Below are 25,408 nucleotides of genomic sequence, written 5' to 3' on the forward strand. Positions count from 1 at the left end.
ACTAGTTCAAAACTAGCGAGAGACGCATATGTACTGCACACGAACCGACCTCACCGCCTATATTCTTGAAGACTACCTGGCAGCCGCTGACAATCAAACAGAAGGAACTGTAGCCACAGCTATTGCCAATGTTGAAGCTGAAATGACCGAGGCCCTTGTCTCAGGAGGCTACACCGTGACCGAAGATTCGGTTCCGGCCACGGTGAAACGGGTTTGTTCGGTCATTGCTGCTTACAATTCGGTCTGCGCCATCACTTCATTGGTCAGTTCTGAAACCTCATCTGATAACGAATTCTTGCCCCTGCAGCGCAAGGCCGAGCGAGCCGAGAAGGTCATGGATCAGATCCGGGAAGGTAAAGTCAGACTTGTAGCTCCTACCGCTGAAACCTCTCAGCCTAATGACACTGTTGTTGTGATCAGCCAGCCGAGCCGCTTCAAGAGTCCCAAAGGTTGGGGACGTTTCTGATGGCCGGTTTCTCTTTTGAGTTGGACATGGATAAGGCCATGCGCGGTCTTGATATAGCCATGCAAAAGGCCCAGCGCAGTCAGGAATTCATGGACACGATGGGCGAAACACTCGTCAGCTCAACTCATCAGCACTTCAAGGACGGTGTCGGGCCGGACGGTAAAAAGTGGAAAACCAGCCAACGGGCCAGCAAGGAAGGCGGACAGACTCTGGTAGATTCGGCACGACTGCGAAACGCCGTGACCTATGAGGCGACCTCGCAAATGGTCGTTATTGGAGTCAATGCCGTTTATGCCCGCATCCACCAACTTGGCGGCAAGACAGGACGTGGCCTGAAAGTCGAAATGCCAGCCCGACCGTATATCTATATCAACGATGAAGACCGCGCGGAGATCCGTGCTTTAGCCGTAGCCGAAATGAAATCCATGTTCGGAGTATAGGACATACAAAATGAGAAATTTGATTTTTGAGACCATCACCAAAGTGGCCATGGCTGCCGGGCTGCCTGCCGGAACTGACGGCAAACCGCCCATTTATGAAGCTCCGGTCGAGATCAAAGATGCCTTGTTACCCAATCCGCGTATCGAGATCCTGCTGACCAAAGCCCCGGTCAAGCCGGTCAATACAAAGCTGGCCAAGTTCGCCACTCCTGAAAAAGAAGATACCCACCGCACGGTCAGGACTGCACTTGACCAGGTCATTCAGCCGGTGCGGTTATCCATCGTCGCAAAAGACGAAAATTGGCTGAAAGATTTTGCGCACAGTTTGCACACAGGACTGCCGAGAAGCTTGGCGGACAGGCATAATAACGTCGTTAAGGTCAGCGTTGAGGCGGTTGATTCAACTGGCGGAGGTTCGAAGCTGGTGAATGTGGCCATCAAGAAGAAGCTGACCAAAGTGTTTCATTTGAGATTCACCGGCCTGGTCACGAGAGACAGCGAGGTCGCTTGGATCAAAGAAGCAGATATCAATGTTGATTACAAACAGGAGGACAAAGATGCCTAAGAAACCGGAGGTTACCTTGCACCCCGTTAGCGAGTTGGCAAAAGAAGCCGACTTTCCGGGTTGGAAGTTGGCGGCCCTGTGCAGATCAGCCGGATGGACCATGGACAAGATGGTTTCCCAGGATGAATTCGACGCGGCCCTGAATCATTTCGAAAACCGTAAGATGGGGGGCTAGACCATGCCCCGCAATGACGTTTTTGAATATATCGTTGACGGAACCAGCGGACTTGTTCCTGGTGATGTGTCCGGCAAAGTATTGATCGCCGGGGTCTGCTCCAAAGGACAGGTTGGTAAAATCTACTATCTCGGTAAACGATCCGACCTTTCCGGCCTGCTCGGTGCCGGACCTTTGGTTGACCGGCTGCAGGATGTTTTTACGGCCTGTGGACAGGATGCAACAGTTCTGGCTGTTCCCGTTTCCGGTTCTCCTGCCGGTTATATCGGCGAGCTGGAGCACACCGGGACCGGTCCTGACGCTTCCACCAGCGGGATTGCTGCTGGAAATGCTGATGTTGTTATCCTTGTTACAGATGCTGGTGCTCCGGGTGTGGCTAAGGCGAAGGTCTCAAAGGATGGTGGCACCAGCTTTGATGCTACTGCTGTTGTCCCTGCAAATGGCCAGATCACGATTGATGACACAGGCGTCACCGTTGTGCTCGGTGAAGGAGATCTGGTCAAAGACGATTCCTATTCCTTCGTTGTCCGCTCGGCTATCGGTCCTATCCTGAAAGTAGGCCTCGGTCCTGACGTTACCGTTGCCGGGACCGTCACCCGTGCCGCGCAGGTTGTCCTGCAGATCGTAAAATCCGGCATTCGCAATGTTGGCCAGTATCGCCTTTCTACTGACGGAGGCGATAATTACAGCCCTTACCGTACAATTCCCATTGATGGTTATATTACCGTTGACGACACAGGTGTTGTCATTACCTGCCCCGCAGAGGCCTACACCGTTGGAACTGAATATCGCTTCGACTTGCTGGCACCGGTACCGACTATCTCAAGTGTTATCGATTCCCTGAGCCTTCCGCTTGAGAGGGTTGATCCTGAATTCGTCCATGTGTGTGGCCCGTCCGATTCGGTTGACTGGGTTGCCCTCGGATCACTGGCCGATGATCTTTGGAACCGACACCGCCCCACATTCTTTACCTGTGAATCCCGCCTCCCGCAGGACGGTGAGGATCTTAACGACTGGGTTACTGCGCTGAAAGCTGAACGCGACGGCGTGGCTCACCGTTTTGTATCGGTTTGCACAGCTTTCGGAGAAATCACAAACAGAACCGGATCAAGTGATCTGCGTAATGCAGGCGGCCTGCTTGTAGGTCGTATTCTTGAAGTTCCGGTGCAGCGTGATATCGGTCGGGTTAAGGATCAGGGAATTTCAGCCCTCAAGCTTCCCGACTCTTATGAAGAAAGCATGCAGGTAGAGCTTGAAAACGCTGGATTCGTAACCGCGACCATTTATGCCGGACTCGAAGCAGCGTACTGGGGCGATGCCTGCACACTGGCCGAAGACACATCAGATTATCAGTTTCTTGAAATTCTGCGTGTAGTTTTCAAGGCGGTTCGTCTTCTGAGAATTCAGGCTCTCAAATCCCTGAAGGACGAAGTCGGCGATCCAATTCTGGGTGCCGATGCTTCCGGTCTTGCCTATCTGAGATCCAATCTTGAAAACGCACTCGACACCATGACCAAGGCCAAGCCCAAGGAGCTGGCCGGTTACGTTATTGCCATTCCTGATGGTCAGGACATCGTCAACAACGGTGTGGCCGTCGAGTCCGAACTGATAGGTATCCCCATTATCAAAAAGATCAAGCTGTTCGCAAATTACGTTTATGCAGGCAGCAAGTTTGATCCGCGCCTGGCGGCGTAAGGAGCGTTTATGTCCGAGATCAAAATTAACGGGCTTAACTACGACTGGCCGTCAGTCAGTGTAACCGGACCTAACGGTGTTTTCATCGATATCACTGAGGTCAACTGGAAAAGCTCGCAGAAGAAAAAACGTATTTACGGGAAGGGAAGTGTCCCTACTGGAGTTGCCAGAGGCAATTACTCCGCGACCGTTGATTTCACCATCAGCAAGGATGAATACCGACAGTTCGTTGAAAGCCTCGGAACTTCCCCGTTCAAAGCCGAGTTTGATCTGGCCATTGTATTCGAACTCGACGGACAGGACAGATCGGAAACCCTGATTAAGCAGGTTCTGATTGACGATGTAGACGACAGTGCCAAGCAGGGAGAAGACGCAATTGTAGTCAAGCTCTCCGGTACTGCACAAATGATCATAAAAGACGGAGTACCCGACTATGAGTAGCACAACAGAAGCAAAAAAAGACGACACCAAATACCAGCCGTTTACCGCTGATTTCGAAGACTTTTACGGCAATGAGCGCAATGAAGTTCTGCGCCTTTCCGAGCCGAAAAGAAAGGACATGTCCCTGATGGCCAGAACCGGCAAGGACAAACAGTTCGACGTTCTTTGCAAAGTCATGCTCGGCCTTGTCCACCCCGAGGACAAAGAAAAGTTGAATAAGATGATCAAAGACGAACCCGTTCTGGCCATGAGCTTCGCCGGTGCCTTGATGAAGGCCTGCGGTAGCGAAGGGGTCACGCGGGGAAACTAGATGAGATCCGGGCGGAGCTTGGCCACTCCGTCCAGATTTTCTCCGACCTTGTCCGGCAGTGGCTGAGAATTGAACCAGCAGAGGACATGGATAAATTCAAAGAGCAGGCGGCCAGAGCGTTGAATCTGGAAGAAAGATTCCACAAGCAACAGGCCGCACACCTGGGAAACACAATCTCTAAAATCTTCGGCAGTGAATAAAGGGTATCATGGACGTTTTTGATGTTTTCGCGACTTTCTCGCTTTTAGACAATATCACCGGACCGCTGGGAAATATCCGCCAAGGATTCACCCAGACGGAGCTGGCCGGTGGGCGTTTGTCTGAATCGTTTGGCGCGTTGACTAAATCCATGCTGCCTTTTGTTCTTGCTGCAGGACTGTTTTTAGCATCCTTCGGACCGGCTATAGGCGTGGCAGCCAACTTTGAAGCCTCGGTTTCAAGCCTCGGTGCTATCTCCAAAGCCAGTGCTGCAGACATGCAGGTAATGGAACAAGCCGCTCTTGATCTGGGTGCTTCCACTGCTTTCTCAGCAGCTCAGGTTGTCCAGGGGCAAACCGAGTTGGCTAAGAAAGGCTTCAACGCCAACCAGGTCGTTGCCGCCATGCCCGGTCTTCTTGATCTGGCTGCAGCAACTCAGTCTGATCTGGCTCTGGCTTCTACGGTCGCTTCCGGTGCTCTTAAATCTTTCAATATGGAAGCCAGCAGGACGGGTGAGGTAGCGGATATTATCGCGGCAGCCGCTACCAGCTCGGCTACAGATATTAATGGTCTTGAAGCTGCTGTGGCCAATGCCGGGGCGGTCGTAAGTGCTGCCGGGGGTGACTTTGCAGAACTGGCGGCCATTACCGGGAAGCTTGCCGATGTAAATATCAGCGGAGCTGTTGCCGGTACTGCGATTAAAACCATGTACAACCGGCTGCAAGGTCCGACCGGAGACGCAGCCAAGGCCCTGACCAGTCTGGGAATAGCGACCAAAGACGCAAATGGAAACATGTTGCCGATCTTCGATATCCTCGGAAATCTGGAAGGTGCTCTTGCCGGGATGGGCAGCGCGGACAAAGCTTCTTTCCTTAAGCGGATATTCGGTGAAGAGGCCGTAGGCTCTGTAACATCGCTTCTCAATCAGGGTGTTGATTCTGCAAAGGCTTACGCCGATGCCTTGCGAGATTCGGGCGGAGCTGCTGCGGAAATGGCAGCCAAGCAGCTCGATAACATGAACGGCGCATTGACCATCCTCGGCTCAGCCTGGGAAGGACTGCAGATAACCATCGGATCTATTTTCCTACCTGTCCTGACTCCTGTCATCAGAGGTATTTCCAGCGTGGTCAGTTGGCTTAACGAGCTGGCCGGTAATCCTGTAGGCAAATTTATTATCAGCTTTGCGGCCGCTCTCGCTGCCACAGTTATTGCTGTCGGTCTTTTCTCCGCTGTCATGTGGGCTGCTACCGTTGCAGCTGGAGCACTCAATCTTGCTTTGTTGGCCAACCCTATTGTTTTGATCGGTGCGGCTCTGGTGGCAACTGCTGTGCTGGTCATGTCATATTGGACAGAAATCAAAGAATTCTTTGTTGGACTGGCTGCTTACTGGACAGAGTTGGCCAACGTCTTTGTCAATGTCGGTTGGAAAACGGCTCTTATGGGGCTATGGGATGGACTTTCCGATGGCTTCAAGGGCTTCCTTGGGCTTATGGCCTCAGTGGCCATCACAGCCGTTGCAATTTTCGTCAGTCCTTTTGCCGCTGTGGTTGCTGCTATTGTAGGCATCGTTGCCGGTATTGTCGGTGCCATTGTCTGGCACTGGGATAGCATCAGCAATTTTTTTACTGACTTATGGGCTGGTATCAAAGAAAGCGCATCCACAGCATTCGATGTTCTGGCAGACCTGTTTCTCAATTTCACACCGCTGGGCCTGATGATTCAAGGCGTTCAGGGCATCATTGATTATTTTTCCACGGTCGATCTTTCCGAGTGCGGCCGCAAACTTTGGACCACGTTTACCGATGGCCTCAAGTCCATGGTTTCGGCTCCTGTTGAGACTTTCAAATCCGGGTTGCAGAAACTTCGCAACATGCTTCCATTTTCAGATGCCAAGGAAGGTCCGCTTTCAACTCTCACACTCAGCGGTAAGAGGTTGATGGAAACCATCGCCGGTGGCGTTGGAACCGGAGCCGGGGCGCTTGCTGATGCTGTAAGCACTGCTCTTGATACACCGGGCAAACTGATCAATGCCGGAATCGGGGGGTTGTCCGTACCGATGGAAATGGCAGAAGTTGCCGTTGATGCTCTCTCTGTGCCTGTTGATCTGGTCAACCGTGGGCTTGATGAAGATCCTTTCTTCGGCAAAGCGCCGGAGCCTGCAATGGTAGGTGCTACCCCTGTGGAAGTTTCTCCGATCACTTCCAAACAAGCCGAGAAGACTTCCTCCAGATCGTCTCGCAGCGCGTCCAAGTCCAACGGGATCACAGTCAACGGTGGGCTGACCATTCATGTTGCCGAAGTGGCAAATCTGGAAGGTCTTGTCAGTGAACTTCAAAACGCAGTGAGCCAGTTTGATGGTTGATGGATACCTTACTTTTGATGACGGCAAGGTCTCTCTTGGCGGTACCGAGCTGGACGGAGTTCTGCAGCAGATGTCTGTGCGCGGCGCGGTGCGATTTGACAAGGCTGAACAGGACGGAATGTCCGGCAAAGTCAAAGTGCCTATGGGCTGGGAAGACGCCGACATAACTCTGACCCTGCTGCTTAAGACCGACGATAACGCCGATTGTTATGACCGTCTTGATGACCTTGACGCACTGTTCAAAGGTCAGGATTCCGGCGGCAATCCCAAGATTTTGAACGTCCTTAATCGCCATTGCCAAGCCAGGCACATCAACCAGGTCGTTTTTGCTGCTCTGGACTCTCAGGAATCAACCCGTGATGACGCAATCCTGGCCACTCTCTCTTTCTCGGAACACCGTCCGGCGGTTGTCACCACAGAAGAAAGGGTCATTGCTTCCGGCAAAGCAGCTCCGGCTATCAGGCCTTCCGCTTCGGAGGAATCACGATGAATATTAACGGCCTCCGAACTCATATATTTATCGGAAACATGGAAATCCTGCGTTGTCCCAGATTGCTTATCCATTCGGTGCGCAGAAGACCTATGTGGTCTTTTGAAATCACCTTACCCGATCCCAAGGGCGACGTGCGGCGAGCCGCCCAACTAGGAGACCCCGTTAACATGGGTATCGGATACCGTGACCAGAAGCCTGTTTTATGGGCTGGTACCGTCAAGGCCATGCGCCCAGGTAACAAAGACCAGATTGTTATCTCCGGCGTTGGTCGTGATGACGAGCAGCTTAACAACGTGACTGTCTGTCAGAGCTGGGAGAATGAAACACCTGAAGCGATCGTTCGATACGCTGCTGGCCTGACCGGCTTGCCCATTGCCCGAATCGACTCCCCCGGCGTGCTTTTGCCCCGCTTCGTCTCATCTACCGTTCCCGTTTGGCAATTGGCCAGACAGGCAGCCGAGACCTGCCAGCGCGGTTTCAACATCGACATGGCCAAGTGGAAAATATGGCTTGGTTCTGATGGTATTCACTGGGGTGATCATAATCAGGATGGAACAGTGCCGACAATCGCAACCGGCGCAGGACTTATCAAACATTTGCCTGCAGACAATCCGGCGGCACTTTCAGAAGTTGAAACTTTTCTGCTGCCCGGCCTGATGCATTCAAGGCAGTTCGGGCTGATCGATAACAAGCGTGGCATTAACAGCCAGTACCGCGCCTTGGAAGTTAGGCATCTGATAGAGGACACATCAGCAAGAACCCATCTTAGCTACGGAGTGGAATATGGGTACTAGTGTTGACCTGATGGCCCTGATGAAAAGGATTGTGGAATTGGTCATGCCTGACCTGCGCGCATATTACCGCGTACCGCGTAAAGGCAAAATTGTGGCCACATATCCAAGCAACGGCCGTTACTGGGCCGACGTGCAGCCGCTTCGTAACGATGACTCCATAGACGAATCTGAGCCGGTCATACCCAAAGTCGAGATCCCGATTATGTGGGCAGGTCCTAAACGTGGCGTGGTTTGCCCTCCGCTGGTCGGCACTCATTGCGACATCACTTATTACGATGGAGACCCGGATTTCCCGCGTATCAGTAATTTTCGTTGGCATGTATCGCAAGCTCCTGACTGCGAGGTCGGTGCATACATCATCCAACAGATTCCCGGTGTGCATATCAAGATTGACGCTAAGTCAAACATTATCCATGTGACCCCCGCCAACAGGATCAGCGAGATCGGTAGCGATCGCACAAGTGAGATCGGGGACAACCAACTTGAGAATATCGGCAAAACTAACACCCGCTTTGTCGGTGATGATGAAACCATAACCGTCAATAAGAATAAGACTGAAAACGTAGAACAGAACCGGGTTTCCAACATCACCGAAGATGACCTGACTACGGCCGCAAACTGGACAGTCAAGGTTGAAGGTTTGGCGCGGGTGGAAGCTGATGAAGTCGAAATAGTAGCCAAGAAGATAACCAGGCAGGGAGAAGAAACCGTAACCGGCCATAACGGCGAAATCGGCAAATCCTATGAACGCACCCATCGTGAACATGAAGGAAGCTACAACCTTAAAGGCAACCAGGTCATCGACGGGGACCTAATAATAAACGGCAACCTGAAGACAACCGGCAACAGCAATGCCGGTAGCCGCTCCGGAGGCCCGATATGAGTGCTGATATTTACGGTCAGGACATCATGCTGGATGAAGACCTGCAGGTTGTGGTCGCTGCCAATGGTGAACTTGTTCTTACCGAAGGACCGGCCACAGGTGTGCAGGACATTAAGCTGGCCCTGTTCACTTATTTAGGTTCGCTGTTTTACGACACCCTGCACGGTTCCACTGTTCTGGATTGGATAAAAGAGGAATCGACCAATGCAACACGCAGCGCGTTTACGGTCGAAGTTGCCAGATGCATCAACACTGATCCCCGCGTTGTGCCTATGTCCGCTAAATGCAAAATAGCAAGCTGGGACGATAAAGGCATCAAAGCGATAGCGAGCTGGCGTTTCATCGATGAGACCCACACGTCCAACATCATCTTTGAGGTGGGCGAAAACAGCTTAGTCAAAGAGGTTATTGAAGATGTCAATCCCCGTTAAGAAGACACTTGATGAAGTGCGTGAAATGATTTTTCAGCACATCAACGACGTTCAGGATGAATATGTTGCAAAGGGCTGGCTGCCCCGGCGCTTGAACCTGAACAAAGGGGTTGTGCGTGGCATGATTGAGATCTGGGCCTGGGGACTTCATAAGCTGTATGTCTTTCTTGAATACCTTTTTTATCAGATCTTCCCGGCCAGCTCGTCTGGGGCTTACCTGAATGAACATGCTGTACAGGTAGCTGTTCCGCGCAGGGAATCAACCAAAGCTATGGGCAGGGTTACTTTCAACGGTCCGGCTGAAGGCAACGTGAAGATCCCGGCCGGTCGAATCCTCAAGACCGACCCTGACGGCGAGGGCATGGTTTACCGCTTCATCACCACCGAGGATGCCATTCTTCCTGATGGCCATACTTCTGTAAGTGTCCCTGTTGAGTCCGAGGAGTATGGACGCAAAGCCAATGTCGGCCCTGGACAAATCACAAATATAGCTACCCATGTTTCCGGCATTGATTCGGTCAGCAATGACTCTAACTGGATGACTTCCGAAGGAGCTGACGAGGAAAACGATTCCTCTTTGCAAAACCGCTATGCCTTGGCCTGGTCGGGTATATCCGGTGTAAACAGTGCTGCTTACAAGAAGTGGGTTTTGGATATTCCCGCAGTGATCGCCGTAAAGGTCCGGGACCGCCACCCGCGCGGTCAGGGAACCATTGACGTAATTATTCGCGGTGCTGCCGGAGTTCCTACAGATAGCCTTCTGGCAGAAGTCAGGGCCGAGGTCGAAAAGAAACGCCCTCAGAATGACAATGTTCTGGTCAAAGGCCCGACCCCGATTCTTGTTAAAATATCCGGGACTCTGATTCTGACCGCCGGAGACAGCAACAGCCTGCTACAGGCTGAAAAGCGTATCCGTGCCTTGTTTGAAGATCCCACTGATTACCCCGGAGTAACACCGCTGCAAATCGGTCAGGATTTGACTTTGGACCGGTTGACCTCCGAGGCCATGGCCGGAGCTGGCTACCATCTTTGCCAGCGTGTTGATTGGGATCAGCCTATGGAAGATGTGAAAGTTCCTGAAGACGGACTGGCCATACTTGAAAGCCTGACCTTGTCAGTAGGATGGGAACAGGCATGATCTGGGATTATTTCAAGAACACATTGCGCTGGCCTTTGGTATTCAGGCCCGGTCCTTTGTCCGCCCTGGTCAAGGGTGGAGCAAGGGCAATGGAGCAGGCTTACGAAGATATCCTCTGGCTGGTTCGGCAAGCAGATCCCGCGCAAGCCGACTCCGCTCACCTGCATTATCACTCAGCATCAAGGGGTACACCGCGCTGGCCCGACGAGCCTGAAAGTTTCTATCGCAAACGCATTGTGTACGCCTATGCGTGGCAGGCTCAGGCCGGTCGCTCTGCCGGGCTGGTTTCCATATTAAAGGAAGCAGGAATTTCAGCTGAGATTTACGAACCCTCAGACCTGACTCAAATGGTTGATCCGAATACCCCGCGCCTTGATGGCCGCGACCTCGGCTTTGCCATGATCACCCCCAGAGACTTGAAAGGCTTTCCTTCTCTGGGCTGGGCAGAATTTCTGGTCAATATGAACTGGGGATCAATGGAAGATGGCCAATACCAGTTGGCTCGTAAAATTGTAGCTGAGTATAAGGCCGCACGCAGTCTCGACAAGTTCAGAATCTATCTGGGCCTGCGAGGTCCGGCGCCGCGCAATCCTGAAAGTAAGGCTTCAGCTGTGGCCGGATCAATCATCCCCCAGCCTGCAGCTCTTCGGCTTGATGGCTCCTGGACACTTGGCCGCGACGAAGGCCCGACCAGACTTAAAGGTCAGTCTCTTGGTTTTAAGCTCGGAGAGATCATACCCGGCGCTGTGACCAAACAAATCAAAAACGACCGTCTTTCAACCAATGTTCACGGAGCTATGACCTTAACCATCAAACCAGGAGAACCGACTCTTCAGCGCGAACCGCTCGGCAGACTGTCTGAAAAGCTCATGCGTCTTGATGGAGCATGGAATGTCGGTACCGGACTGATCTTAAACGGAAGTTGGAATCTGTCAGGTGAGACCAGGCTTGTTGAAGCTGCGCGGCTCGGTTCCCTGCCGGATCACCGACTTAACGGGCAGCTCCGCCTTGGAGTGTCAAAGCCGGTTTGCACAACTTGGCCAAGCGTAAATTAAGGAGAATGAAATGAGCGTAACAGCCTCGGCTACAGACCAATACTGGGCAATGCTTGCCAACGAATTGCTGGCAAAACTGCAACAGCCCGACACAAGAATGCAGATCGGCACCGGAGGCTGGGTGGATAACAGCCCGGTTGCGATCGATACCGCGCAGAGTGTCCTGCACAGCTCACAGCTGACCAAGGCCCTGACCGATGTTTACAAGCTGGATGATTTCACTGTTGTGGCTACAGCACGAGTCTTGGCCGGTGAAGCTGCCGACATAAGCGAGGCGGGTCTGTTTGTAGATGGGAAGCTGTTGTTTGTACGTAATTTTAAAGAAGTCCCGGTGCAGGACATGGATTTCTTCGATGTCCGCATCACAATTCCGTTTAAAGTCTAAGGAGGCATTTAAATGGCTGATAAGATACTTAAACAGGTTGGGCTGATTCCCGAAACTGATGAAACCGGGCAGCCTCCTGCTGCTACTCCGGCACTGTTCAACGGTCCGTTTGGAGTGACACAGGAAAACTTTGATGCGCTTGAACCCATCGTCCAGGATGTCCTTGCGGCAAAGGGCGACTCCAGAAGTCTGGCTGAAAAGCTGGCCGGTGTTGATACTGCTATCGGTAATCTGGAAACCTCGGATGCTGTATCCGTGTCCAAAGCCGTCAGGCTGGCATGGAAACGTTCTGACGAAGGATACGCGGTAGAACAGTTTTCCCCCAACATGACGCTGATCACCTTTGAACCTATCAACGTTACCCGCACTGTTGCTGGTGATGATTCCGTAGATGTGGAATCTACCGCAAGTCTCAAGGTCGGTAACACCTACGTTATATCCGGTGATAATGGTCAGGAGTCCATAACTGTAAGCGAAATACTGAATGCAACCCGTTTCAAGGCAACCGCAAATCTTGCCCGGACACTCGGCGGCGGTAAGCTCGGTCAAACAGATTGGGAAATCTATTCCGGTTATGCAATCGCTCCTGCTGGTGGTGTTTATTATTCCAGTGCAATGGAGGTACTGCGTTACTACGGTGACGGGATGTTGGACATTCGCCGCGATGATAACGAAGGTAAACTTGATGTACAGGTCCGCACTAAAGGCGGTAACTGGCAGGCTGCAAAACTTCTTGAGACTGTTGGTGAAGAACCCGGCACCAGAAATGAATTTTACAGGTTGCCTGTGGGCGGTATTGTTGAGCTGAAAGTTACCGCAAATGAAAAGGTTAATGTTGACTATATGATGGTCTACACCAGCCCCGAAGCTGGTCGGGCCTATCCGGTAGCAATGCCTGTGAATGAATCTCCCGCACCGGGTGCTGTTTCCGTAACTGATCCGGTCACACTCACAGGTTCGGCCCCGCGCAGTTTGTACGGTCTGGCTATTGCCTCCGCTACTGTGCGTATTGCAACTGATCCCGACATGCAAAATGTCGTTTATACCGGAACGGTGAACAATCCTACTGGTAAGCTGAATCATACAGCGGCAACCAATACGCTGGAAGTAGATAAAAACTACTGGTGGGATTTCGATTACACCGATGAAGACGGAAATACCTCTCCTAAATCAAAAGCCACAGGATTCACCACGGCTGCTACCTTCAAGTATGTAGTGCCGCCAATGATCATTTCTCCGGCTAGTGACAGCACTGGGGTTATGGCTCCGCTTAAGATTCAGCTTTCAGAATTTGCGGTTTTCAATACCGCAGATAACCACGTTGCATCACGGGTTGAAGCCAGTACCACGCCTGACTTTACAAATGTCTTTTATGATTCCGGCGAAGTCGCGGCAGGTAATGAAATTGTAATAACCGAAGAAGACGGCCTTATTGTCTCAAGCCCGGTTTATTTGCGTCCTTACCATAAAGGGGAAAACCTCGGTTGGTCAGCTGCCGGGCCTGTTTCTTCAATTGTGATGTCAGACGTGTTTGAACTCAACTATTGGGGTAACGGCTCCGATGGTGATGCAGTTATTGCCGCTGATACCGCCCTGCCTTCTACCCTGAACGGCGACATTGTTGTCAAAAATTACAAATCCTTGACTGTTGATGCCGGGGCAACGCTGACCGTTGATAAACCTTGTCGCGGCTTGATGATTTATGTCGATGGCGATTGCACCATTAACGGCACAATTTCCATGAACGGCAAGGGCTGCAAGGCTAATCCGGCTGATTCTGTCGTCACCTCAAATACCCCCGTGCCGCCTTCAGATGGTAATCCTGTAGATGCTAACGGCTTCGTCCTTACCCGTTTTAAGGCTGGTGGAGTGAGTATCGGAAGCGGCAGTAATCTTAACGGTTGCGGCAATGCAGCAAAAGAAAGCGAATCAAACCAGAAAGCCGTAGACGTGGGCCTGAAACTTGTTTTTCCGCGAAACAGGAATTCATCCATATACGGTGGAAATGGTGGAAAGGGCGGCAACCGGGGAGCCTGTTATGGAATCGGTTCCTTGAGTGGTCAGAGCGGTCAGAGCGGTGTAATTGCTACCTGTTTCGGTGGCGGTTTCGGCGGCGAAGGAGGCGATGGCGGCGGTAACGATAACGGTGGGCTTGCTCCGCTGGAATCCGGTGGGCTGCTGATCCTGATAGTAAAAGGCAAATTGACCATCGGCCCCGATGCCATTGTCAGTGCCGATGGTGTTGATGGGAATAATGGCGGTGGTGCGAATTCCGGCAACTGCCCGACAAGCTCCGGTAACGTCTATGGCGGAGGTGGTGGCGGTGGTGCTGCTGGCGGATCTACTGGCGGCTGGGTTGTGATCCTCCATGCCGGACAGCTCACTAATAACGGTTCTATTAATGTTGATGGTGGCAATGGTGGGCTTGGTGGTCCCGGTGGTTGGGGCGGACCGAATGCCCATGCTACTCCCGGAAGTGCAGGTGAAAACGGTATAGCCGGAGCGAGTGGAACAATCAGAATTGAGCAGGTCGAATTATGATCATTTTACACAATCCTCATTGCAAAGCGAGCAGGCAGTTTGTTGAACAGCATTCCGCTGATGCCGAACAGGTCATTGACTGGTTTGGTTCTGAAGCAGTGAAAAAGAAGTTTTTGAAATCCGGTGGGGTTGCACCTGTCGAATTTCCCACAATTGCCTCAACTCATGCGGCTGAAGTTTGCGTTGTCCCAAAAACCGACAACCCTTTGAATGAACTTGAAAAGGCCGAAAACCAATTCTTCAACGAAAATATGGCTGAATACGGTTCTCTCGGTTACGGCACATCGTGGGCACAGCTGGTCGTGTCGGAAATCATCCCCATTGAAAAAGCGCGTGAATCCGTGGTTGTGGCAATTAAACATGAAGCCCAGAACCGTATTTTCAAAGTATGGGACGTAACCACAGTTGAAGATTCCATTATTCGCCAGATGAACCAACAACGTGCAGATAATGCGGCTGGGACCACAGATGAACGTTTCGCCGCAACTGATGCCATAAGGACAGCCAGCAACGCTCTTGAAGAAACACTTGCTGACATGGATCATTCGGCACTGTCGGTCTTGAATGTCTTTGATTGGAAAGGCTGGCCCGGATCGGAAGAAGAGGAATAAGCATGAGCAATATTAAAGTGAAGAGGATCAAGCGCAGCTGGAAGGATTTTTTTAAAAATCCCATTTTCGGAAAAACAGTATGGACAACAGATAACGAAGGAGTTCGACACTACACCCGCGCTGAAGCTTATGAACTACCCTATTGGCCAGAACCGCTGGTCAAGCTGGTTGAGATCCATGAACAGGGGCATCTTGACGGTCTGCAGGGACAGAGCTGGCCTTTGGATGTGATGTTCGAGGCTCCTGGCAAACTTGCCGACACCATCTGGGAAAAACTTATGATGGTTGTGGTCGGTCCTGTTGTGCTGCTGCGTCGGTTCTTTACTGGAAGTTGGTTTTGTAAGGCAAATCAGAAGCTGTTGGCTAAAAACGCCGCCTAACAGCATTTCAAATTTTTTTGATATCTGACTAAGCAAAATCAAAAAAATCGTTCTAAGACGATCTTTGAAAATTAAATACTGACCATATAAGACTAGTGGCCCGGCACGATGCCGGGCCGCTGGGGTACAGTTTGGAGCAGGTCGGGGACGCGCAATCCCCAACCGAAGCGATGTTGACTCATCGCCCCACGGCCCTACACACGTTGTCACCCGTGCGCAAAGATAACCCGCTACTCCGTGACTTGATCAAGTCGGATAGCTGTTTACCACTTGGGCCAGACATAGACAAATAAAATGAGAAAAAACGAATTCAGATGCGGAACGTGTAAAAGGCTGCTGGCCATCGGCACAGGCAACCTTGCAATCAAATGTCCTCGATGCGGGGCAATGAATCACCTGAGAGCCATGAGCACCAATGAAGAAAGCCACAGAGCCTCATTAGGAGAACCTGATGAAGGTAGGCAGTCTGTTCAGCGGAGTCGGTCTAACTGACTTTGGTCTGGAACTGGCCGGGTTCGAGCATGCCTGGTTCTGTGAAATAGAACCATATGCACGCGACATCCTTTCAAAGAGATGGCCCGGAAGAACAATCTATAAGGATATTAAGGAGCTTGATGGAAATGAAGTTGAAAAAGTCGACCTGCTCTCAGGTGGGTTCCCGTGTCAGGACGTGTCCTGCGGAGGTAAGCGCAAAGGGATCACGAAAGAAACCCGTTCCGGCCTCTGGTATGAATACGCCCGTATTATTCGCCAAGTTCGCCCCAGATACGTACTCATTGAAAATGTGCCCGGGCTCCGTTCCAAAGGGTTTGAAATTGTCCTCAAAGAGCTGGCCGAGATCGGGTATGATGCTGAATGGATCGTGTTATCTGCTGCCCAGTTTGGTGCGCCGCATCTCCGTGAAAGGCTGTTCATTGTTGCCTACCCCCACAGTGCAGGGGATGACGACCCAACTGGCCCACGGCGGCTATTTACGGAAGAACGAATCAATGGAATCGACTTCCAACTTGATTCCGAGGCTAGCTGGAATAATCTACGGGTTAACAGGGCCTCGCCCGAAAGCATTTGCAAAGCATATCCCGGACCCCAAATTCATCGAATGGATGATGGGCATACCGACTGGCTGGACAGACTCAAAGCACTTGGAAACGGCATCACGCCACAGCAAGCGTATTTTGTCGGCAGCTTGATTCAGGATCACAGTTTTAACGTGTTGAATTTGTTGAACAAAAAGACCTAGACTGCAAGCTGCTGATTTTAAAGACTTTTATACAGATACAAGGAGAAAGAAAAAGGCCGGGATTCCCGGCCTTTACAATTACTGTTCCAACGGTGCGAAATATGCGCACACTTTTTCTCAACTCAAATGTCCAAAATTCTCAGGTAGGATGTCCGCTTACAATGCGAATGCATCGGCTGCCCACCTGATGATCACCCGGATGAATGGGTATGTTCATGGAAGTTTATTATGCCTAACAGGTGAGTTAGAAACCAAACAAAAACACCCCCTTAAAACATCTATGCGGATGATGTTGTAAGAGGGTGTTTATATTTGCAATGGTGCGAAAGGAGAGACTCGAACTCTCACGGCTAGGCCGCTAGATCCTAAATCTAGTGCGTCTACCAATTCCGCCACTCTCGCAACCAAATATTATGGGCTTTTTAATGAACAACTGCTCACATTGCTTAAAAATGAAAGCTTGCTGTCCCGTGCAGCCGTTGCGTTAATATAAGCAGGGCTATCACTTGTCAACAAAAATCGAAAATAATTCTATAGAAACGGCAACTTCTATTAACCGGACATGGCCGCAAGCAGCTTTTTAAGCTTTGCTTCCATGTCTTCAAAATCCTTTGCTAAAAGTCGCAAACACGGCTCAATGCCTTTTGCTCCTGAATCACAAACCACATCAATCATCTCCGGCTCGGGATGTTCAGACATGGCCTTACAGGTACCCCACTCAAGGGTGTTCTCTTCAGTTCCGGGAATTTCTCCCGGTTCGTCTGCCCTATCAAACCATGCTTCAACAAATCCGCACTCGGCAACAGAAGCCATTATCCGTTCATTGAGCCTTAATCCGGCAGCACAAAACACTTTAGAATTTGACTTCCGGGCACAAAGCAGAACTTTGGCAATATGGCTGGAAGCCCCGAACTCTGGATGTCCGCAAACCATAACTTCACCTTTGCGGGAACAGGAAACTCTGCCGCTAAAAGCAGCAACATCATTGATATCCCCGGCGTACGGCAGTGCAACAGCCACATTCATGCGCACTTCAGGGATAAGTTCATTCAATCCCTGCATGCATTCAAGGCGTAAACCGAATTCATGCAGATCAGATAGAATCCCCTGCTTCATTCCTTCGATCAGCATGGGCGCAAGATGGTTAGGCGGCCCGCTCCCCTCGCCGAGATCAAATCCGGCCCGCAACGCAAGATTGAGGTATTCCTGAGCCTTGCGCACTGCAGTTACCATATCATAACCTTTTGCCAAACCGGAAGCGATGGTGGCGGAAAGCGTACATCCGGTACCGTGACTATTCTTGGTCTTTACCCTTTGCTGCATAAGAGGGATAGGCTGTTGCCCTTGAATGCCCAGCCAATCAGTTGCTGCAACGGAATCAAAGTGTCCACCCTTTACGAGCACAGCCTTCGGCCCCATTTCCAGCAGAATTTCAATCGCCTTGAACACATCTTCACGGCTCTTGATCTCCATCCCGGTAAAAAGCTCAGCTTCAGGCACATTGGGAGTAAGCAGCTCTGCCAGCGGAAAAATTTCCTTCATAGCCTCAACGGCATCATCTTTCAGCAGCTTTGCTCCACTGGTTGCCACACATACCGGATCAATGACCAGCGGAAAATCTTTATCTTTAAGGGTTTCGCCAACAGCTCTGATGATGGGAGCTGAAAAAAGCATCCCGGTCTTAGCGGCCCTAACTTCAATATCACTGCAAACCGTTTCAATCTGGAGGGCTACAAACTCAGGAGAGACAGCTTCAATTCCGGTTACTCCGGTCGTATTCTGGGCAGTAAGCGCTGTTATAGCACTGGCCCCGTAACAACCGGCCATGGAAATAGCTTTAAGGTCGGCCTGAATCCCGGCCCCCCCGCCAGAGTCAGAACCTGCAATAGTCAAAACGCATGGAAGCGGTTTCATTATGCCTCCTTGGGCAATTTTTATAATTTTGATTTGGGGATTTTACCCACCGACCACCTTCGGGTCAACATTTGCTATTCTTGCAGATTAAACATTAACCTACTCTTGAAATAACGCATTTAGTTCCTTGCCAGCTGCAGGGTTCGGCTATATGTATGCCCCATGACAAAAAGCATTATCGCAAAAAGGCAGCCCCAGCCTCAATTCCTGCCCATGACCAGAAAGGAAATGGACAAGCTGGGCTGGGAGAGACCTGACATTATTCTAGTATCCGGCGACAGCTATATCGACCATCCAAGCTTCGGCATCCCGCTGCTGGGACGGGTCCTTTCCGCACACGGCTTCAAAGTAGCCATAGTCTGCCAGCCGGACTGGAATGACCCCAAAGCTCTGGAAGAACTGGGACGCCCGCGCCTATATGCCGGAGTATCGGCCGGAGCACTGGATTCTATGGTCGCCCACTATACATCTTTCCGCAAAAAAAGAAGCGATGATGCATACACCCCCGGCGGCAAGGCCGGAGCACGCCCCAACCGGGCCTGTATCATATATACAAACCTGATCAAAAAAGCCTTCAAGGGACTTCCGGTAATCATCGGTGGCATTGAGGCTTCCCTCAGGCGAATTTCCCATTACGATTTCTGGACCGATAAAATCCGCAAACCGATCCTAATGGACAGCAAAGCCGATCTGCTGGTCTACGGTATGGGCGAGCGGGCCATGCTTGATGCTGCGCTCCGCCTTTCCGAAGCTGAAGAGCCTTCCGCTGCGGTCCTGAAAGAGATTCCCGGTACAGCCTTCATGGGCAGTCCGGAAGACGTCGCTTCCGAACCAGAATTAATCGAACTGCCCTCGCATCAGGAAATCGTTGACGAATCCAATCAGCTGATGACCGCCACCCTCGCCCTTGAAGAGCAGGTACACTTCGGTGATTCATGGGCCATCCAACCGGTTGATAACCGTCATGTTATCATCACCCCGCCCTCGCAATATCTTTCCACCGAAGAACTGGACTGGCTGTACAGTCTTCCATATGCCCGACTACCCCACCCTATTTATAAAGATAAAGGGCGCATTCCGGCTGCGGACATGATTGAATTCAGCATCACTTCCCATCGTGGTTGCGGCGGTGGCTGCTCATTCTGCTCAATCGCCATGCATCAGGGACGGCACATACGCTCCCGGAGCAGAAAGTCGATCATGGATGAACTTAAACGCATGCAGGAGCATCCTGATTTCAGAGGTTCTGTTTCCGATATCGGCGGCCCCAGCGCCAACATGTGGAATGCTAACTGCACACTCGAAAGGGGTAAATGCAAACGCAAAAGCTGCCTCGTACCCAAGGTCTGCCCCAATTTCAAATATGACCAGAAGGCCAACCTCAAACTTTTACGTGACGCGCAGAAAATGGACGGCATCAAACATGTGCGTGTAGCCAGCGGTGTGCGTTATGACTTGGGGCAAAAAGACAAGACCAGCCTAAAAGATATTTTCAAGGAATTCGTCGGAGGACAGCTGAAAGTCGCCCCGGAACACATTGCGCCTTCCGTACTCAAGCATATGCGCAAACCGGACCTGCCCATCTTTGAAAGCTTTCTGGAAATGTTCGCCGCAGAGTCAAAAAAAGCAGGCAAGGAACAATATGTCATCCCTTACCTAATGAGTGCCTTCCCCGGCTGCACAGATAATGACATGCGCCATCTTGCTTCATGGCTGGCCGCAAGAGGCTGGAAACCTCGTCAGGTGCAATGCTTTATTCCGACACCGGGCACTGTTGCAACCGCCATGTTCTATTGCGAAACCGATCCTGCGGGCAATAAAATTTACGTAGCAAAAACAGATGCGCAACGCTTGAAGCAGCACCGCATCCTCATTCCTGATCCGGGCCGTGACCCACGGGCAGGCAAACAAGGCAAAAAGAGACCCCCTTCCGAAAGGGCACAAGATTCCAGCCCTAAAAAGGGAAAGAAAAGCACTAAGCGTTATGACGGTCCGAAAGCTTCTGGCGAAAGCAAAAAGTTTAACCGCAAAGACGACGGCAAAAGGTTTACCAAGAAGAAAAAAACGAAGTAATTCCTGTTGGAAACAGGAGGCAATTGATATACGATAATCCTTAACCTGAACTTCAACAGCGGATTATTCTATGAGCTCAGAATCATTTGCCAACCTGTGCATTTTTCACATCATGGACGGACTGCGGGACGGACTTTCCCACTTTTCATCCAATAGCCGTACAGCCCTTGTTTATGCGGTGACTCCTGATGATCCTTTGCGTATCTATGATCCGCAGGACCTGTTAAGGGACCACCAGCCCAAGCTCAAGGAATACTACTTTGACTCCGAGGACTGGCGCAAAGGCGGCAACCATGATGACAACACAAAACTCATAGAAGTTGTCCGCACCAAGGACCTTGCCCTTGCAGGGCTGATCACCTGCAGTGCCCGCGCCAGCAGCATCTTCTACCAATGCTGGTTTACCGAGCAGCATCCGAATATGTGTTCCATCGGCCCCACTGAGAGTTGGATGGAATATGCGGCACTGCTGCTCTCGCAGGATTTCGCCACCCAGAATATTCTGCGAATAGACAGTTCAGGTCACCTTCTTCGTGAATACTCCACTCATGCCGTACGCGATTACATTGTTGACCAACGCAACCGCATCATGGGCTGGGACACACAACTGCGTGTTTACCCCATTCTAGACGCAGTACTGGGAATTTCCAAAACCCGCGAAGAAGGAGCATGGGCTCGCGGAGAGCTGATTTTCATTGAGCCTTCAGAACTTGACTCAATCAAATACATGGCCAAGTTCCCCGAAAACGAAAGACCATCTCTCAAAAACCATAAACATGTCCGTAAATTACTTCAGTCCGTTGAAAGTTCAAGCCGTAAACTGGTTTCTGACGGCAAATGTATAGTCGGAATCGCAGCAATCCCACCAACAGGCAATTCCATTTCCGCACAGTTCAAAGGCGATTGGGGAATGCTCTATCTCGGAACTGAAACTGTATGCAGCTTTGCGGATGCCAAATTTTCTTCCACCAACTACAAGCCCAACCTTGTTCATCTAGAAGAATTCCTTCTGGAGCAGGACTTGAGTGCAGATACGCGTCACAGTCTTTTCCAGCTGGTTACCCAGATGATTACCACGGCAAACCATCGCAGCCACGGTTGCACGCTGGTTATCGACTTTAATGATGCTCCGGTAACCATTGCCGGGCAAACCATTGAAGCACCGCTTGACCTGCGTGAACCGGAAATACGCGGCCTTGCCCGTTCATTAACCAGACTGGATGGAGCGGTCCATATCTGTAAGGACTTGAAACTGCACGGTTTTGCATGTCTTTTGGACGGTAAAGCCGTATCCGGTGAGAACCGGGCCAGAGGAGCACGCTTTAACTCCGCACTGAGATTTACCGCCGAACACGATAACCTGATAGTTATCGTCGTGTCCTCAGACAAACCGGTTTCGATAATTCAACGCGGAGTCGAACTTACGGCCGTCTGTGAGTGGAAGCAACTTTTTGCCTGTGTCACAACTCCACCTGCTTTTAAAGACTGGAATATGGAGTAATTGCTTGAGAAAACTACTTTTTATGCTCGTTTTTCTAGTGTAGAATGACAAGTCCTCTAAGATATTAACTATTCTGACTGCATTCTTTTATTATGCCAGAATAGACCTAATATCTTTTTTATGTTATATTCTAACATCATTGATTAAAGTTACATATGTTTCAAAATTCATATATTTAACGCTTGATTATCATAAAGTGTTAGTGCAAAACCAAACTCAATTAAATTATTCCAACATTAAAGAACAGATAATCCAGAATTAATTACTTTGACCTAAATTTAAATTCAAATAAATGAGCAGAAATCAAGCAACTCTTATATATGCCGCAGTTTTTCTTCTCGCTGCCACATATTCCTTCCCTGCATCAGCTGCAGAGAAACTGATCGTTGCTGTTTCCACAACAAAAAACGCAGTTGAAAAATACGACAATCTCCCTGAATCTGCCAAATCGGTCCCTCTTTCATACAAACATCTTCCTCCGGAAATTAAGACCAGATGCGTTGCCAGCCTGATGATCTTGAAAAACGCCCTCAAACTTGGGGGAATTGATGCGCAACTAAATTTCAAACAAACTCCCAACGCCAGACGTGAAGAAGATGAGCTGATCAAAGGATATGCTGTCGTAAGCTCGCATCTATTCAACCTCAGTTCTATTGAACATCTCAAATATAAAGACAAAATATATGTCAGCGACCCGGTTATCGAAGATGGAGAATTTGAAAAAGGGATTTTCTGTCTTCCCGGTAACCACAAAGTCCTGAATGTCCGTACGATTGAAGACCTGAAAAAGGCAGGCAAACCCTTAATCGGGATTCACTGGTCCAACGAATGTCAAACCTTGAATGATATGGGGATAAATGAAATCGAGAAAGGCCCTACCAAGGACTGTCTCTTCAGAATGCTCAAGGCTGGACGTGCTGACTGGATTCCGCTGGGATTTCATAATTCAAAAGACCTGAGCGTTACCCGCCACGGAATAACCCTGGTCCCTGTTAAAGGAATAAAATTCTCCTTAACCGAAAGCAGGCACTTTATAGTATCTAAACAGCATCCAGAAGGCGAAAAGGTATTCAACGCCCTACAGATAGGCATAAAAAAGATGCGCCAAGACGGATTAATTAAAAAGATGCTTACACAAGGCGGATTCTACTGCAAAGCCACTAAGGATTGGAAAATACTAAACAGCAAAAATTTTCTCGCAAAAAATAGATGAGGCCGGAGATGATCCGGCCTCATTTCTTTTGTTAAAGCTGACTTAAAACTTCTGTGAGCGGATGTCCTTCAACCTGCTCAACTTTCAAGACATCGTACAATTTATCCAGTTGGAGCATGATCTGCTCAAGCTTGCTGTCATCGGCAACTGTAAGGATCATCCTGCTCTGTCCGCCATCTCCGACTGGACCGCAAATAATTCCCTCAAGGTTAAAATTACGACGGGAAAAAAGTCCGGTAATCTGACTCATTACCCCCGCATGGTTACGTACCAACAGATCAATAACAAAATTATGTTTACACATGACTAGCCTCCTATCATTTCCCTGTTGGCGCACTCAGGCGGAACCATGGGGAGAACTTTGTTTTCAAAATTAATGGGAATATTAATTACGCACGGGCCGTCCTGCCCCAAAACCTTGCGCAGGAACAATTCGGGATTTTCCTGCTCGCCAAGATCAAACGAGGGAAGACCGAATCCTCTGGCAATAGAGGCAAAGTCAGGATTGCTTTCAAATGTTGATGCAAAGAAACGCTCTTCAAAGAACAGTTCCTGCTGCTGGCGAACCAGCCCCAAACGGTTGTTATTCATAATCAGAATCTTGACGTTCAAGCGCTGCTCGGCAAGGGTGGCAAGTTCCTGAATATTCATAAGAAAAGAACCGTCACCACTAACACAGACAACCTTCTTGTCCGGCTTGGCCAAGGCCGCACCAATTGCGTTAGGTAAACCGAATCCCATAGTCCCGAGACCACCAGAAGTCAGCAACGTCCGGGGCTTACGGAAGGGATAACCTTGTGCAACCCACATTTGATGCTGGCCTACATCAGTGGTGATAATGGCGTCCTCAGGAAGAGTTTCCCCCATTACCCGAATCAAATTGAGCGGATGAAAAGTATCCTGCTCATCAGGACGGAGATCAGGATACATCATGCGGATGGAAGCAATGCGAGCACTCCAGCCGATCCTGATTGAAGCCTCAACCTTTTCAACAAGCTCGTGCAGAACATGTCCAACATCACCAACGATGGAAAGATTGGAAGACTTGATTTTACCGATTTCAGAACGGTCAATATCAATATGCAGGATATCAGCATGTTTGCAGAATTCGCAGGCTTTACCAATTGCCCGGTCATCGAAACGAACACCCAGTGCAATAATCAAATCGGCCTCTTCCATAACCATATTGGTGGAACGGGAACCGTGCATGCCGAGCATACCCAGATAATTAGGATCACCATGAGGAAATGCGCCGAGCCCCATAAGCGTGGTTACAACCGGAATGGAATTCCTGCGCGCAAACTTAAGCAGATCAGCAGAAGCATCAGCCGCAACAACGCCACCCCCGGCATATATGATCGGCCTGCGGGATTTATTGATCATGCTCACGGCCTTTTCAATCAGCTTTCCATCACCCTCAGCTCTCTCCGGTTTCTTACGGGCACTACATGGAATTTCGGAAATCTCGATAATTTCCTTCTGAACATCCTTGGGGATATCAACTACTACAGGACCGGGCCTGCCGGACTCTGCAAGCCTGAAAGCTTCGGGAATAATCTCCAGCAGATCGGCTGCGGACTGAACCAGAAAATTATGTTTGGTAATAGGAATGGTCAGGCCGTAGGTATCAACTTCCTGAAAAGCATCTGTACCGATGAGAGTACTGGTTACCTGACCGGTAATTGCGACCATGGGAATGGAATCAAGCCTTGCATCAGCAATAGCGGTGAGTAGATTGGTCACGCCGGGACCGGAAGTGCCCATACATACGGCAGCCTTTCCGGTAGTACGAGCCATACCTTGAGCCATAAACCCGGCACCCTGCTCATGGCGGGCAAGAATATGCTTGATCGAACTATCCCTTAAGGCATCGTAGATGGGCAGGTTGGAACCACCGGGGATACCGCATACAATTTCAATCCCCTGTTGTTCCAAGAGTTTAATAACCAATTTAGCACCGCTGATTTCCATTTTCGCACCCTCACAATTTCCAGATGATAATAAAAAACCCCCCACCGGCTGAGCCGGTGGGGGGTTACAACTACACTTTGTGAATGTAAACTGCTGCTTACAACCTTCCCTCCGGCTCAATTAAGCCTCGCAC

Annotated in this window: 27 protein-coding genes and 1 tRNA gene; 24 read left to right on the forward strand and 4 right to left on the reverse strand. The window is 50.3% G+C overall.

What is annotated here, in order from left to right; translation table 11 throughout:
* Positions 1 to 28: 28 nt before the first annotated feature.
* The 21 genes from ACKU40_RS06945 to ACKU40_RS07045 all read left to right on the forward strand — a co-directional run bounded on the left by ACKU40_RS06945 (position 29) and on the right by ACKU40_RS07045 (position 16,846).
* Positions 29 to 466, forward strand: coding sequence for a phage protein Gp36 family protein (locus tag ACKU40_RS06945; protein ID WP_320175788.1), 438 nt, complete (start codon positions 29 to 31; stop codon positions 464 to 466).
* Entirely contained in the window at positions 466 to 906 is a 441-nt protein-coding gene (locus tag ACKU40_RS06950) for a phage virion morphogenesis protein (protein WP_320175789.1), read from the forward strand. The genes ACKU40_RS06945 and ACKU40_RS06950 overlap by 1 nt, the downstream gene beginning before the upstream one ends.
* 10 nt (positions 907 to 916) lie before the next feature.
* On the forward strand, positions 917 to 1,471 hold the full coding sequence (locus ACKU40_RS06955) for a hypothetical protein (RefSeq protein ID WP_320175790.1): 555 nt from the start codon (positions 917 to 919) through the stop codon (positions 1,469 to 1,471).
* Positions 1,464 to 1,646 carry a hypothetical protein gene (locus tag ACKU40_RS06960; RefSeq protein ID WP_320175791.1) on the forward strand — a complete coding sequence of 61 codons (183 nt, stop codon included), beginning with the start codon at positions 1,464 to 1,466 and terminating at the stop codon, positions 1,644 to 1,646. The genes ACKU40_RS06955 and ACKU40_RS06960 overlap by 8 nt, the downstream gene beginning before the upstream one ends.
* A gap of 3 nt (positions 1,647 to 1,649) precedes the next feature.
* On the forward strand, positions 1,650 to 3,341 hold the full coding sequence (locus ACKU40_RS06965; RefSeq protein ID WP_320175792.1) for a DUF2586 domain-containing protein: 1,692 nt from the start codon (positions 1,650 to 1,652) through the stop codon (positions 3,339 to 3,341).
* Between the two features lie 9 nt (positions 3,342 to 3,350).
* Positions 3,351 to 3,782, forward strand: coding sequence for a hypothetical protein (locus tag ACKU40_RS06970; protein ID WP_320175793.1), 432 nt, complete (start codon positions 3,351 to 3,353; stop codon positions 3,780 to 3,782).
* Positions 3,775 to 4,092 carry a hypothetical protein gene (locus tag ACKU40_RS06975; RefSeq protein ID WP_320175794.1) on the forward strand — a complete coding sequence of 106 codons (318 nt, stop codon included), beginning with the start codon at positions 3,775 to 3,777 and terminating at the stop codon, positions 4,090 to 4,092. Before ACKU40_RS06970 ends, ACKU40_RS06975 begins: the two co-directional genes overlap by 8 nt.
* A gap of 208 nt (positions 4,093 to 4,300) precedes the next feature.
* A complete protein-coding gene (locus ACKU40_RS06980; RefSeq protein WP_320175795.1) occupies positions 4,301 to 6,652 on the forward strand; it encodes a phage tail tape measure protein in 2,352 nt (783 codons plus the stop codon).
* A complete protein-coding gene (locus tag ACKU40_RS06985) occupies positions 6,645 to 7,142 on the forward strand; it encodes a hypothetical protein (protein WP_320175796.1) in 498 nt (165 codons plus the stop codon). Before ACKU40_RS06980 ends, ACKU40_RS06985 begins: the two co-directional genes overlap by 8 nt.
* Positions 7,139 to 7,939 (forward strand): hypothetical protein, encoded by an 801-nt coding sequence (locus ACKU40_RS06990; protein ID WP_320175797.1) that lies wholly within the window; start codon positions 7,139 to 7,141, stop codon positions 7,937 to 7,939. The genes ACKU40_RS06985 and ACKU40_RS06990 overlap by 4 nt, the downstream gene beginning before the upstream one ends.
* Positions 7,929 to 8,822, forward strand: a complete 894-nt coding sequence (locus tag ACKU40_RS06995; protein ID WP_320175798.1) for a bacteriophage T4 gp5 trimerisation domain-containing protein — start codon at positions 7,929 to 7,931, stop codon at positions 8,820 to 8,822. The genes ACKU40_RS06990 and ACKU40_RS06995 overlap by 11 nt, the downstream gene beginning before the upstream one ends.
* Complete coding sequence (locus ACKU40_RS07000; RefSeq protein WP_320175799.1) at positions 8,819 to 9,253, forward strand: baseplate assembly protein; 435 nt, start codon at positions 8,819 to 8,821, stop codon at positions 9,251 to 9,253. The genes ACKU40_RS06995 and ACKU40_RS07000 overlap by 4 nt, the downstream gene beginning before the upstream one ends.
* Entirely contained in the window at positions 9,237 to 10,391 is a 1,155-nt protein-coding gene (locus ACKU40_RS07005; protein WP_320175800.1) for a baseplate J/gp47 family protein, read from the forward strand. Before ACKU40_RS07000 ends, ACKU40_RS07005 begins: the two co-directional genes overlap by 17 nt.
* Complete coding sequence (locus ACKU40_RS07010) at positions 10,388 to 11,446, forward strand: phage tail protein (RefSeq protein WP_320175801.1); 1,059 nt, start codon at positions 10,388 to 10,390, stop codon at positions 11,444 to 11,446. Before ACKU40_RS07005 ends, ACKU40_RS07010 begins: the two co-directional genes overlap by 4 nt.
* A 10-nt stretch (positions 11,447 to 11,456) precedes the next feature.
* Complete coding sequence (locus ACKU40_RS07015) at positions 11,457 to 11,831, forward strand: hypothetical protein (RefSeq protein WP_320175802.1); 375 nt, start codon at positions 11,457 to 11,459, stop codon at positions 11,829 to 11,831.
* A 12-nt stretch (positions 11,832 to 11,843) separates the two neighbouring features.
* Positions 11,844 to 14,372 carry a hypothetical protein gene (locus ACKU40_RS07020; protein WP_320175803.1) on the forward strand — a complete coding sequence of 843 codons (2,529 nt, stop codon included), beginning with the start codon at positions 11,844 to 11,846 and terminating at the stop codon, positions 14,370 to 14,372.
* Positions 14,369 to 14,983 carry a hypothetical protein gene (locus tag ACKU40_RS07025; protein ID WP_320175804.1) on the forward strand — a complete coding sequence of 205 codons (615 nt, stop codon included), beginning with the start codon at positions 14,369 to 14,371 and terminating at the stop codon, positions 14,981 to 14,983. Before ACKU40_RS07020 ends, ACKU40_RS07025 begins: the two co-directional genes overlap by 4 nt.
* 2 nt (positions 14,984 to 14,985) lie before the next feature.
* On the forward strand, positions 14,986 to 15,363 hold the full coding sequence (locus ACKU40_RS07030; protein WP_320175805.1) for a hypothetical protein: 378 nt from the start codon (positions 14,986 to 14,988) through the stop codon (positions 15,361 to 15,363).
* 294 nt (positions 15,364 to 15,657) lie between these two features.
* A complete protein-coding gene (locus ACKU40_RS07035; protein ID WP_320175806.1) occupies positions 15,658 to 15,855 on the forward strand; it encodes a zinc finger domain-containing protein in 198 nt (65 codons plus the stop codon).
* On the forward strand, positions 15,815 to 16,603 hold the full coding sequence (locus ACKU40_RS07040; RefSeq protein WP_320175807.1) for a DNA (cytosine-5-)-methyltransferase: 789 nt from the start codon (positions 15,815 to 15,817) through the stop codon (positions 16,601 to 16,603). The genes ACKU40_RS07035 and ACKU40_RS07040 overlap by 41 nt, the downstream gene beginning before the upstream one ends.
* Positions 16,604 to 16,774: 171 nt before the next feature.
* Positions 16,775 to 16,846, forward strand: a complete 72-nt coding sequence (locus ACKU40_RS07045; protein WP_407944331.1) for a hypothetical protein — start codon at positions 16,775 to 16,777, stop codon at positions 16,844 to 16,846.
* A 75-nt stretch (positions 16,847 to 16,921) separates the two neighbouring features.
* On the opposite strand, the gene ACKU40_RS07050 is transcribed toward ACKU40_RS07045, so the two are convergent.
* Positions 16,922 to 17,005, reverse strand: a tRNA-Leu gene (locus ACKU40_RS07050).
* Positions 17,006 to 17,155: 150 nt separating this feature from the next.
* Entirely contained in the window at positions 17,156 to 18,517 is a 1,362-nt protein-coding gene (gene thiD, locus ACKU40_RS07055; RefSeq protein WP_320175808.1) for a bifunctional hydroxymethylpyrimidine kinase/phosphomethylpyrimidine kinase, read from the reverse strand.
* 162 nt (positions 18,518 to 18,679) lie between these two features.
* Here thiD and ACKU40_RS07060 point away from each other — a divergent pair, with 162 nt between their 5' ends.
* The 3 genes from ACKU40_RS07060 to ACKU40_RS07070 all read left to right on the forward strand — a co-directional run bounded on the left by ACKU40_RS07060 (position 18,680) and on the right by ACKU40_RS07070 (position 23,304).
* Positions 18,680 to 20,590 (forward strand): YgiQ family radical SAM protein, encoded by a 1,911-nt coding sequence (locus ACKU40_RS07060; protein WP_320175809.1) that lies wholly within the window; start codon positions 18,680 to 18,682, stop codon positions 20,588 to 20,590.
* Positions 20,591 to 20,660: 70 nt separating this feature from the next.
* Positions 20,661 to 22,091, forward strand: a complete 1,431-nt coding sequence (locus ACKU40_RS07065) for a DNA integrity scanning protein DisA nucleotide-binding domain protein (RefSeq protein WP_320175810.1) — start codon at positions 20,661 to 20,663, stop codon at positions 22,089 to 22,091.
* Between the two features lie 292 nt (positions 22,092 to 22,383).
* Positions 22,384 to 23,304, forward strand: a complete 921-nt coding sequence (locus ACKU40_RS07070) for a hypothetical protein (RefSeq protein ID WP_320175811.1) — start codon at positions 22,384 to 22,386, stop codon at positions 23,302 to 23,304.
* A 31-nt stretch (positions 23,305 to 23,335) separates the two neighbouring features.
* Here the strand turns inward: ACKU40_RS07070 and ilvN are convergent, their stop codons facing one another.
* Together ilvN and ilvB are read right to left on the reverse strand one after the other, a co-directional pair.
* The gene (gene ilvN, locus ACKU40_RS07075; protein ID WP_320175812.1) at positions 23,336 to 23,608 is read right to left on the reverse strand and encodes an acetolactate synthase small subunit; all 273 of its coding nucleotides are present in this window, start codon (positions 23,606 to 23,608) and stop codon (positions 23,336 to 23,338) included.
* A 2-nt stretch (positions 23,609 to 23,610) separates the two neighbouring features.
* On the reverse strand, positions 23,611 to 25,275 hold the full coding sequence (ilvB, locus tag ACKU40_RS07080) for a biosynthetic-type acetolactate synthase large subunit (protein ID WP_320175813.1): 1,665 nt from the start codon (positions 25,273 to 25,275) through the stop codon (positions 23,611 to 23,613).
* Between the last annotated feature and the right edge of the window lie 133 nt (positions 25,276 to 25,408).

The organism is Maridesulfovibrio sp., from assembly GCF_963666665.1.
GTDB lineage: Bacteria > Desulfobacterota > Desulfovibrionia > Desulfovibrionales > Desulfovibrionaceae > Maridesulfovibrio.

Excerpts from the sequence above, each read along its gene's own strand:
- ACKU40_RS06955 (WP_320175790.1), top strand. The coding sequence starts at position 917 with ATGAGAAATTTGATTTTTGAGACCATCACCAAAGTGGCCATGGCTGCC.
- ilvN (WP_320175812.1), bottom strand. The coding sequence starts at position 23,608 with ATGTGTAAACATAATTTTGTTATTGATCTGTTGGTACGTAACCATGCG.
- ACKU40_RS06995 (WP_320175798.1), top strand. The coding sequence starts at position 7,929 with ATGGGTACTAGTGTTGACCTGATGGCCCTGATGAAAAGGATTGTGGAA.
- ACKU40_RS06980 (WP_320175795.1), top strand. The coding sequence starts at position 4,301 with ATGGACGTTTTTGATGTTTTCGCGACTTTCTCGCTTTTAGACAATATC.
- ACKU40_RS06985 (WP_320175796.1), top strand. The coding sequence starts at position 6,645 with ATGGTTGATGGATACCTTACTTTTGATGACGGCAAGGTCTCTCTTGGC.
- thiD (WP_320175808.1), bottom strand. The coding sequence starts at position 18,517 with ATGAAACCGCTTCCATGCGTTTTGACTATTGCAGGTTCTGACTCTGGC.
- ACKU40_RS06975 (WP_320175794.1), top strand. The coding sequence starts at position 3,775 with ATGAGTAGCACAACAGAAGCAAAAAAAGACGACACCAAATACCAGCCG.
- ACKU40_RS06960 (WP_320175791.1), top strand. The coding sequence starts at position 1,464 with ATGCCTAAGAAACCGGAGGTTACCTTGCACCCCGTTAGCGAGTTGGCA.
- ACKU40_RS06990 (WP_320175797.1), top strand. The coding sequence starts at position 7,139 with ATGAATATTAACGGCCTCCGAACTCATATATTTATCGGAAACATGGAA.
- ACKU40_RS07070 (WP_320175811.1), top strand. The coding sequence starts at position 22,384 with ATGAGCAGAAATCAAGCAACTCTTATATATGCCGCAGTTTTTCTTCTC.
- ACKU40_RS07060 (WP_320175809.1), top strand. The coding sequence starts at position 18,680 with ATGACAAAAAGCATTATCGCAAAAAGGCAGCCCCAGCCTCAATTCCTG.
- ACKU40_RS06950 (WP_320175789.1), top strand. The coding sequence starts at position 466 with ATGGCCGGTTTCTCTTTTGAGTTGGACATGGATAAGGCCATGCGCGGT.
- ACKU40_RS07025 (WP_320175804.1), top strand. The coding sequence starts at position 14,369 with ATGATCATTTTACACAATCCTCATTGCAAAGCGAGCAGGCAGTTTGTT.
- ACKU40_RS07040 (WP_320175807.1), top strand. The coding sequence starts at position 15,815 with ATGAAGGTAGGCAGTCTGTTCAGCGGAGTCGGTCTAACTGACTTTGGT.
- ACKU40_RS06970 (WP_320175793.1), top strand. The coding sequence starts at position 3,351 with ATGTCCGAGATCAAAATTAACGGGCTTAACTACGACTGGCCGTCAGTC.
- ACKU40_RS06965 (WP_320175792.1), top strand. The coding sequence starts at position 1,650 with ATGCCCCGCAATGACGTTTTTGAATATATCGTTGACGGAACCAGCGGA.
- ACKU40_RS07035 (WP_320175806.1), top strand. The coding sequence starts at position 15,658 with ATGAGAAAAAACGAATTCAGATGCGGAACGTGTAAAAGGCTGCTGGCC.
- ACKU40_RS07065 (WP_320175810.1), top strand. The coding sequence starts at position 20,661 with ATGAGCTCAGAATCATTTGCCAACCTGTGCATTTTTCACATCATGGAC.
- ilvB (WP_320175813.1), bottom strand. The coding sequence starts at position 25,275 with ATGGAAATCAGCGGTGCTAAATTGGTTATTAAACTCTTGGAACAACAG.
- ACKU40_RS07005 (WP_320175800.1), top strand. The coding sequence starts at position 9,237 with ATGTCAATCCCCGTTAAGAAGACACTTGATGAAGTGCGTGAAATGATT.
- ACKU40_RS07015 (WP_320175802.1), top strand. The coding sequence starts at position 11,457 with ATGAGCGTAACAGCCTCGGCTACAGACCAATACTGGGCAATGCTTGCC.
- ACKU40_RS07000 (WP_320175799.1), top strand. The coding sequence starts at position 8,819 with ATGAGTGCTGATATTTACGGTCAGGACATCATGCTGGATGAAGACCTG.
- ACKU40_RS06945 (WP_320175788.1), top strand. The coding sequence starts at position 29 with ATGTACTGCACACGAACCGACCTCACCGCCTATATTCTTGAAGACTAC.
- ACKU40_RS07020 (WP_320175803.1), top strand. The coding sequence starts at position 11,844 with ATGGCTGATAAGATACTTAAACAGGTTGGGCTGATTCCCGAAACTGAT.
- ACKU40_RS07030 (WP_320175805.1), top strand. The coding sequence starts at position 14,986 with ATGAGCAATATTAAAGTGAAGAGGATCAAGCGCAGCTGGAAGGATTTT.
- ACKU40_RS07010 (WP_320175801.1), top strand. The coding sequence starts at position 10,388 with ATGATCTGGGATTATTTCAAGAACACATTGCGCTGGCCTTTGGTATTC.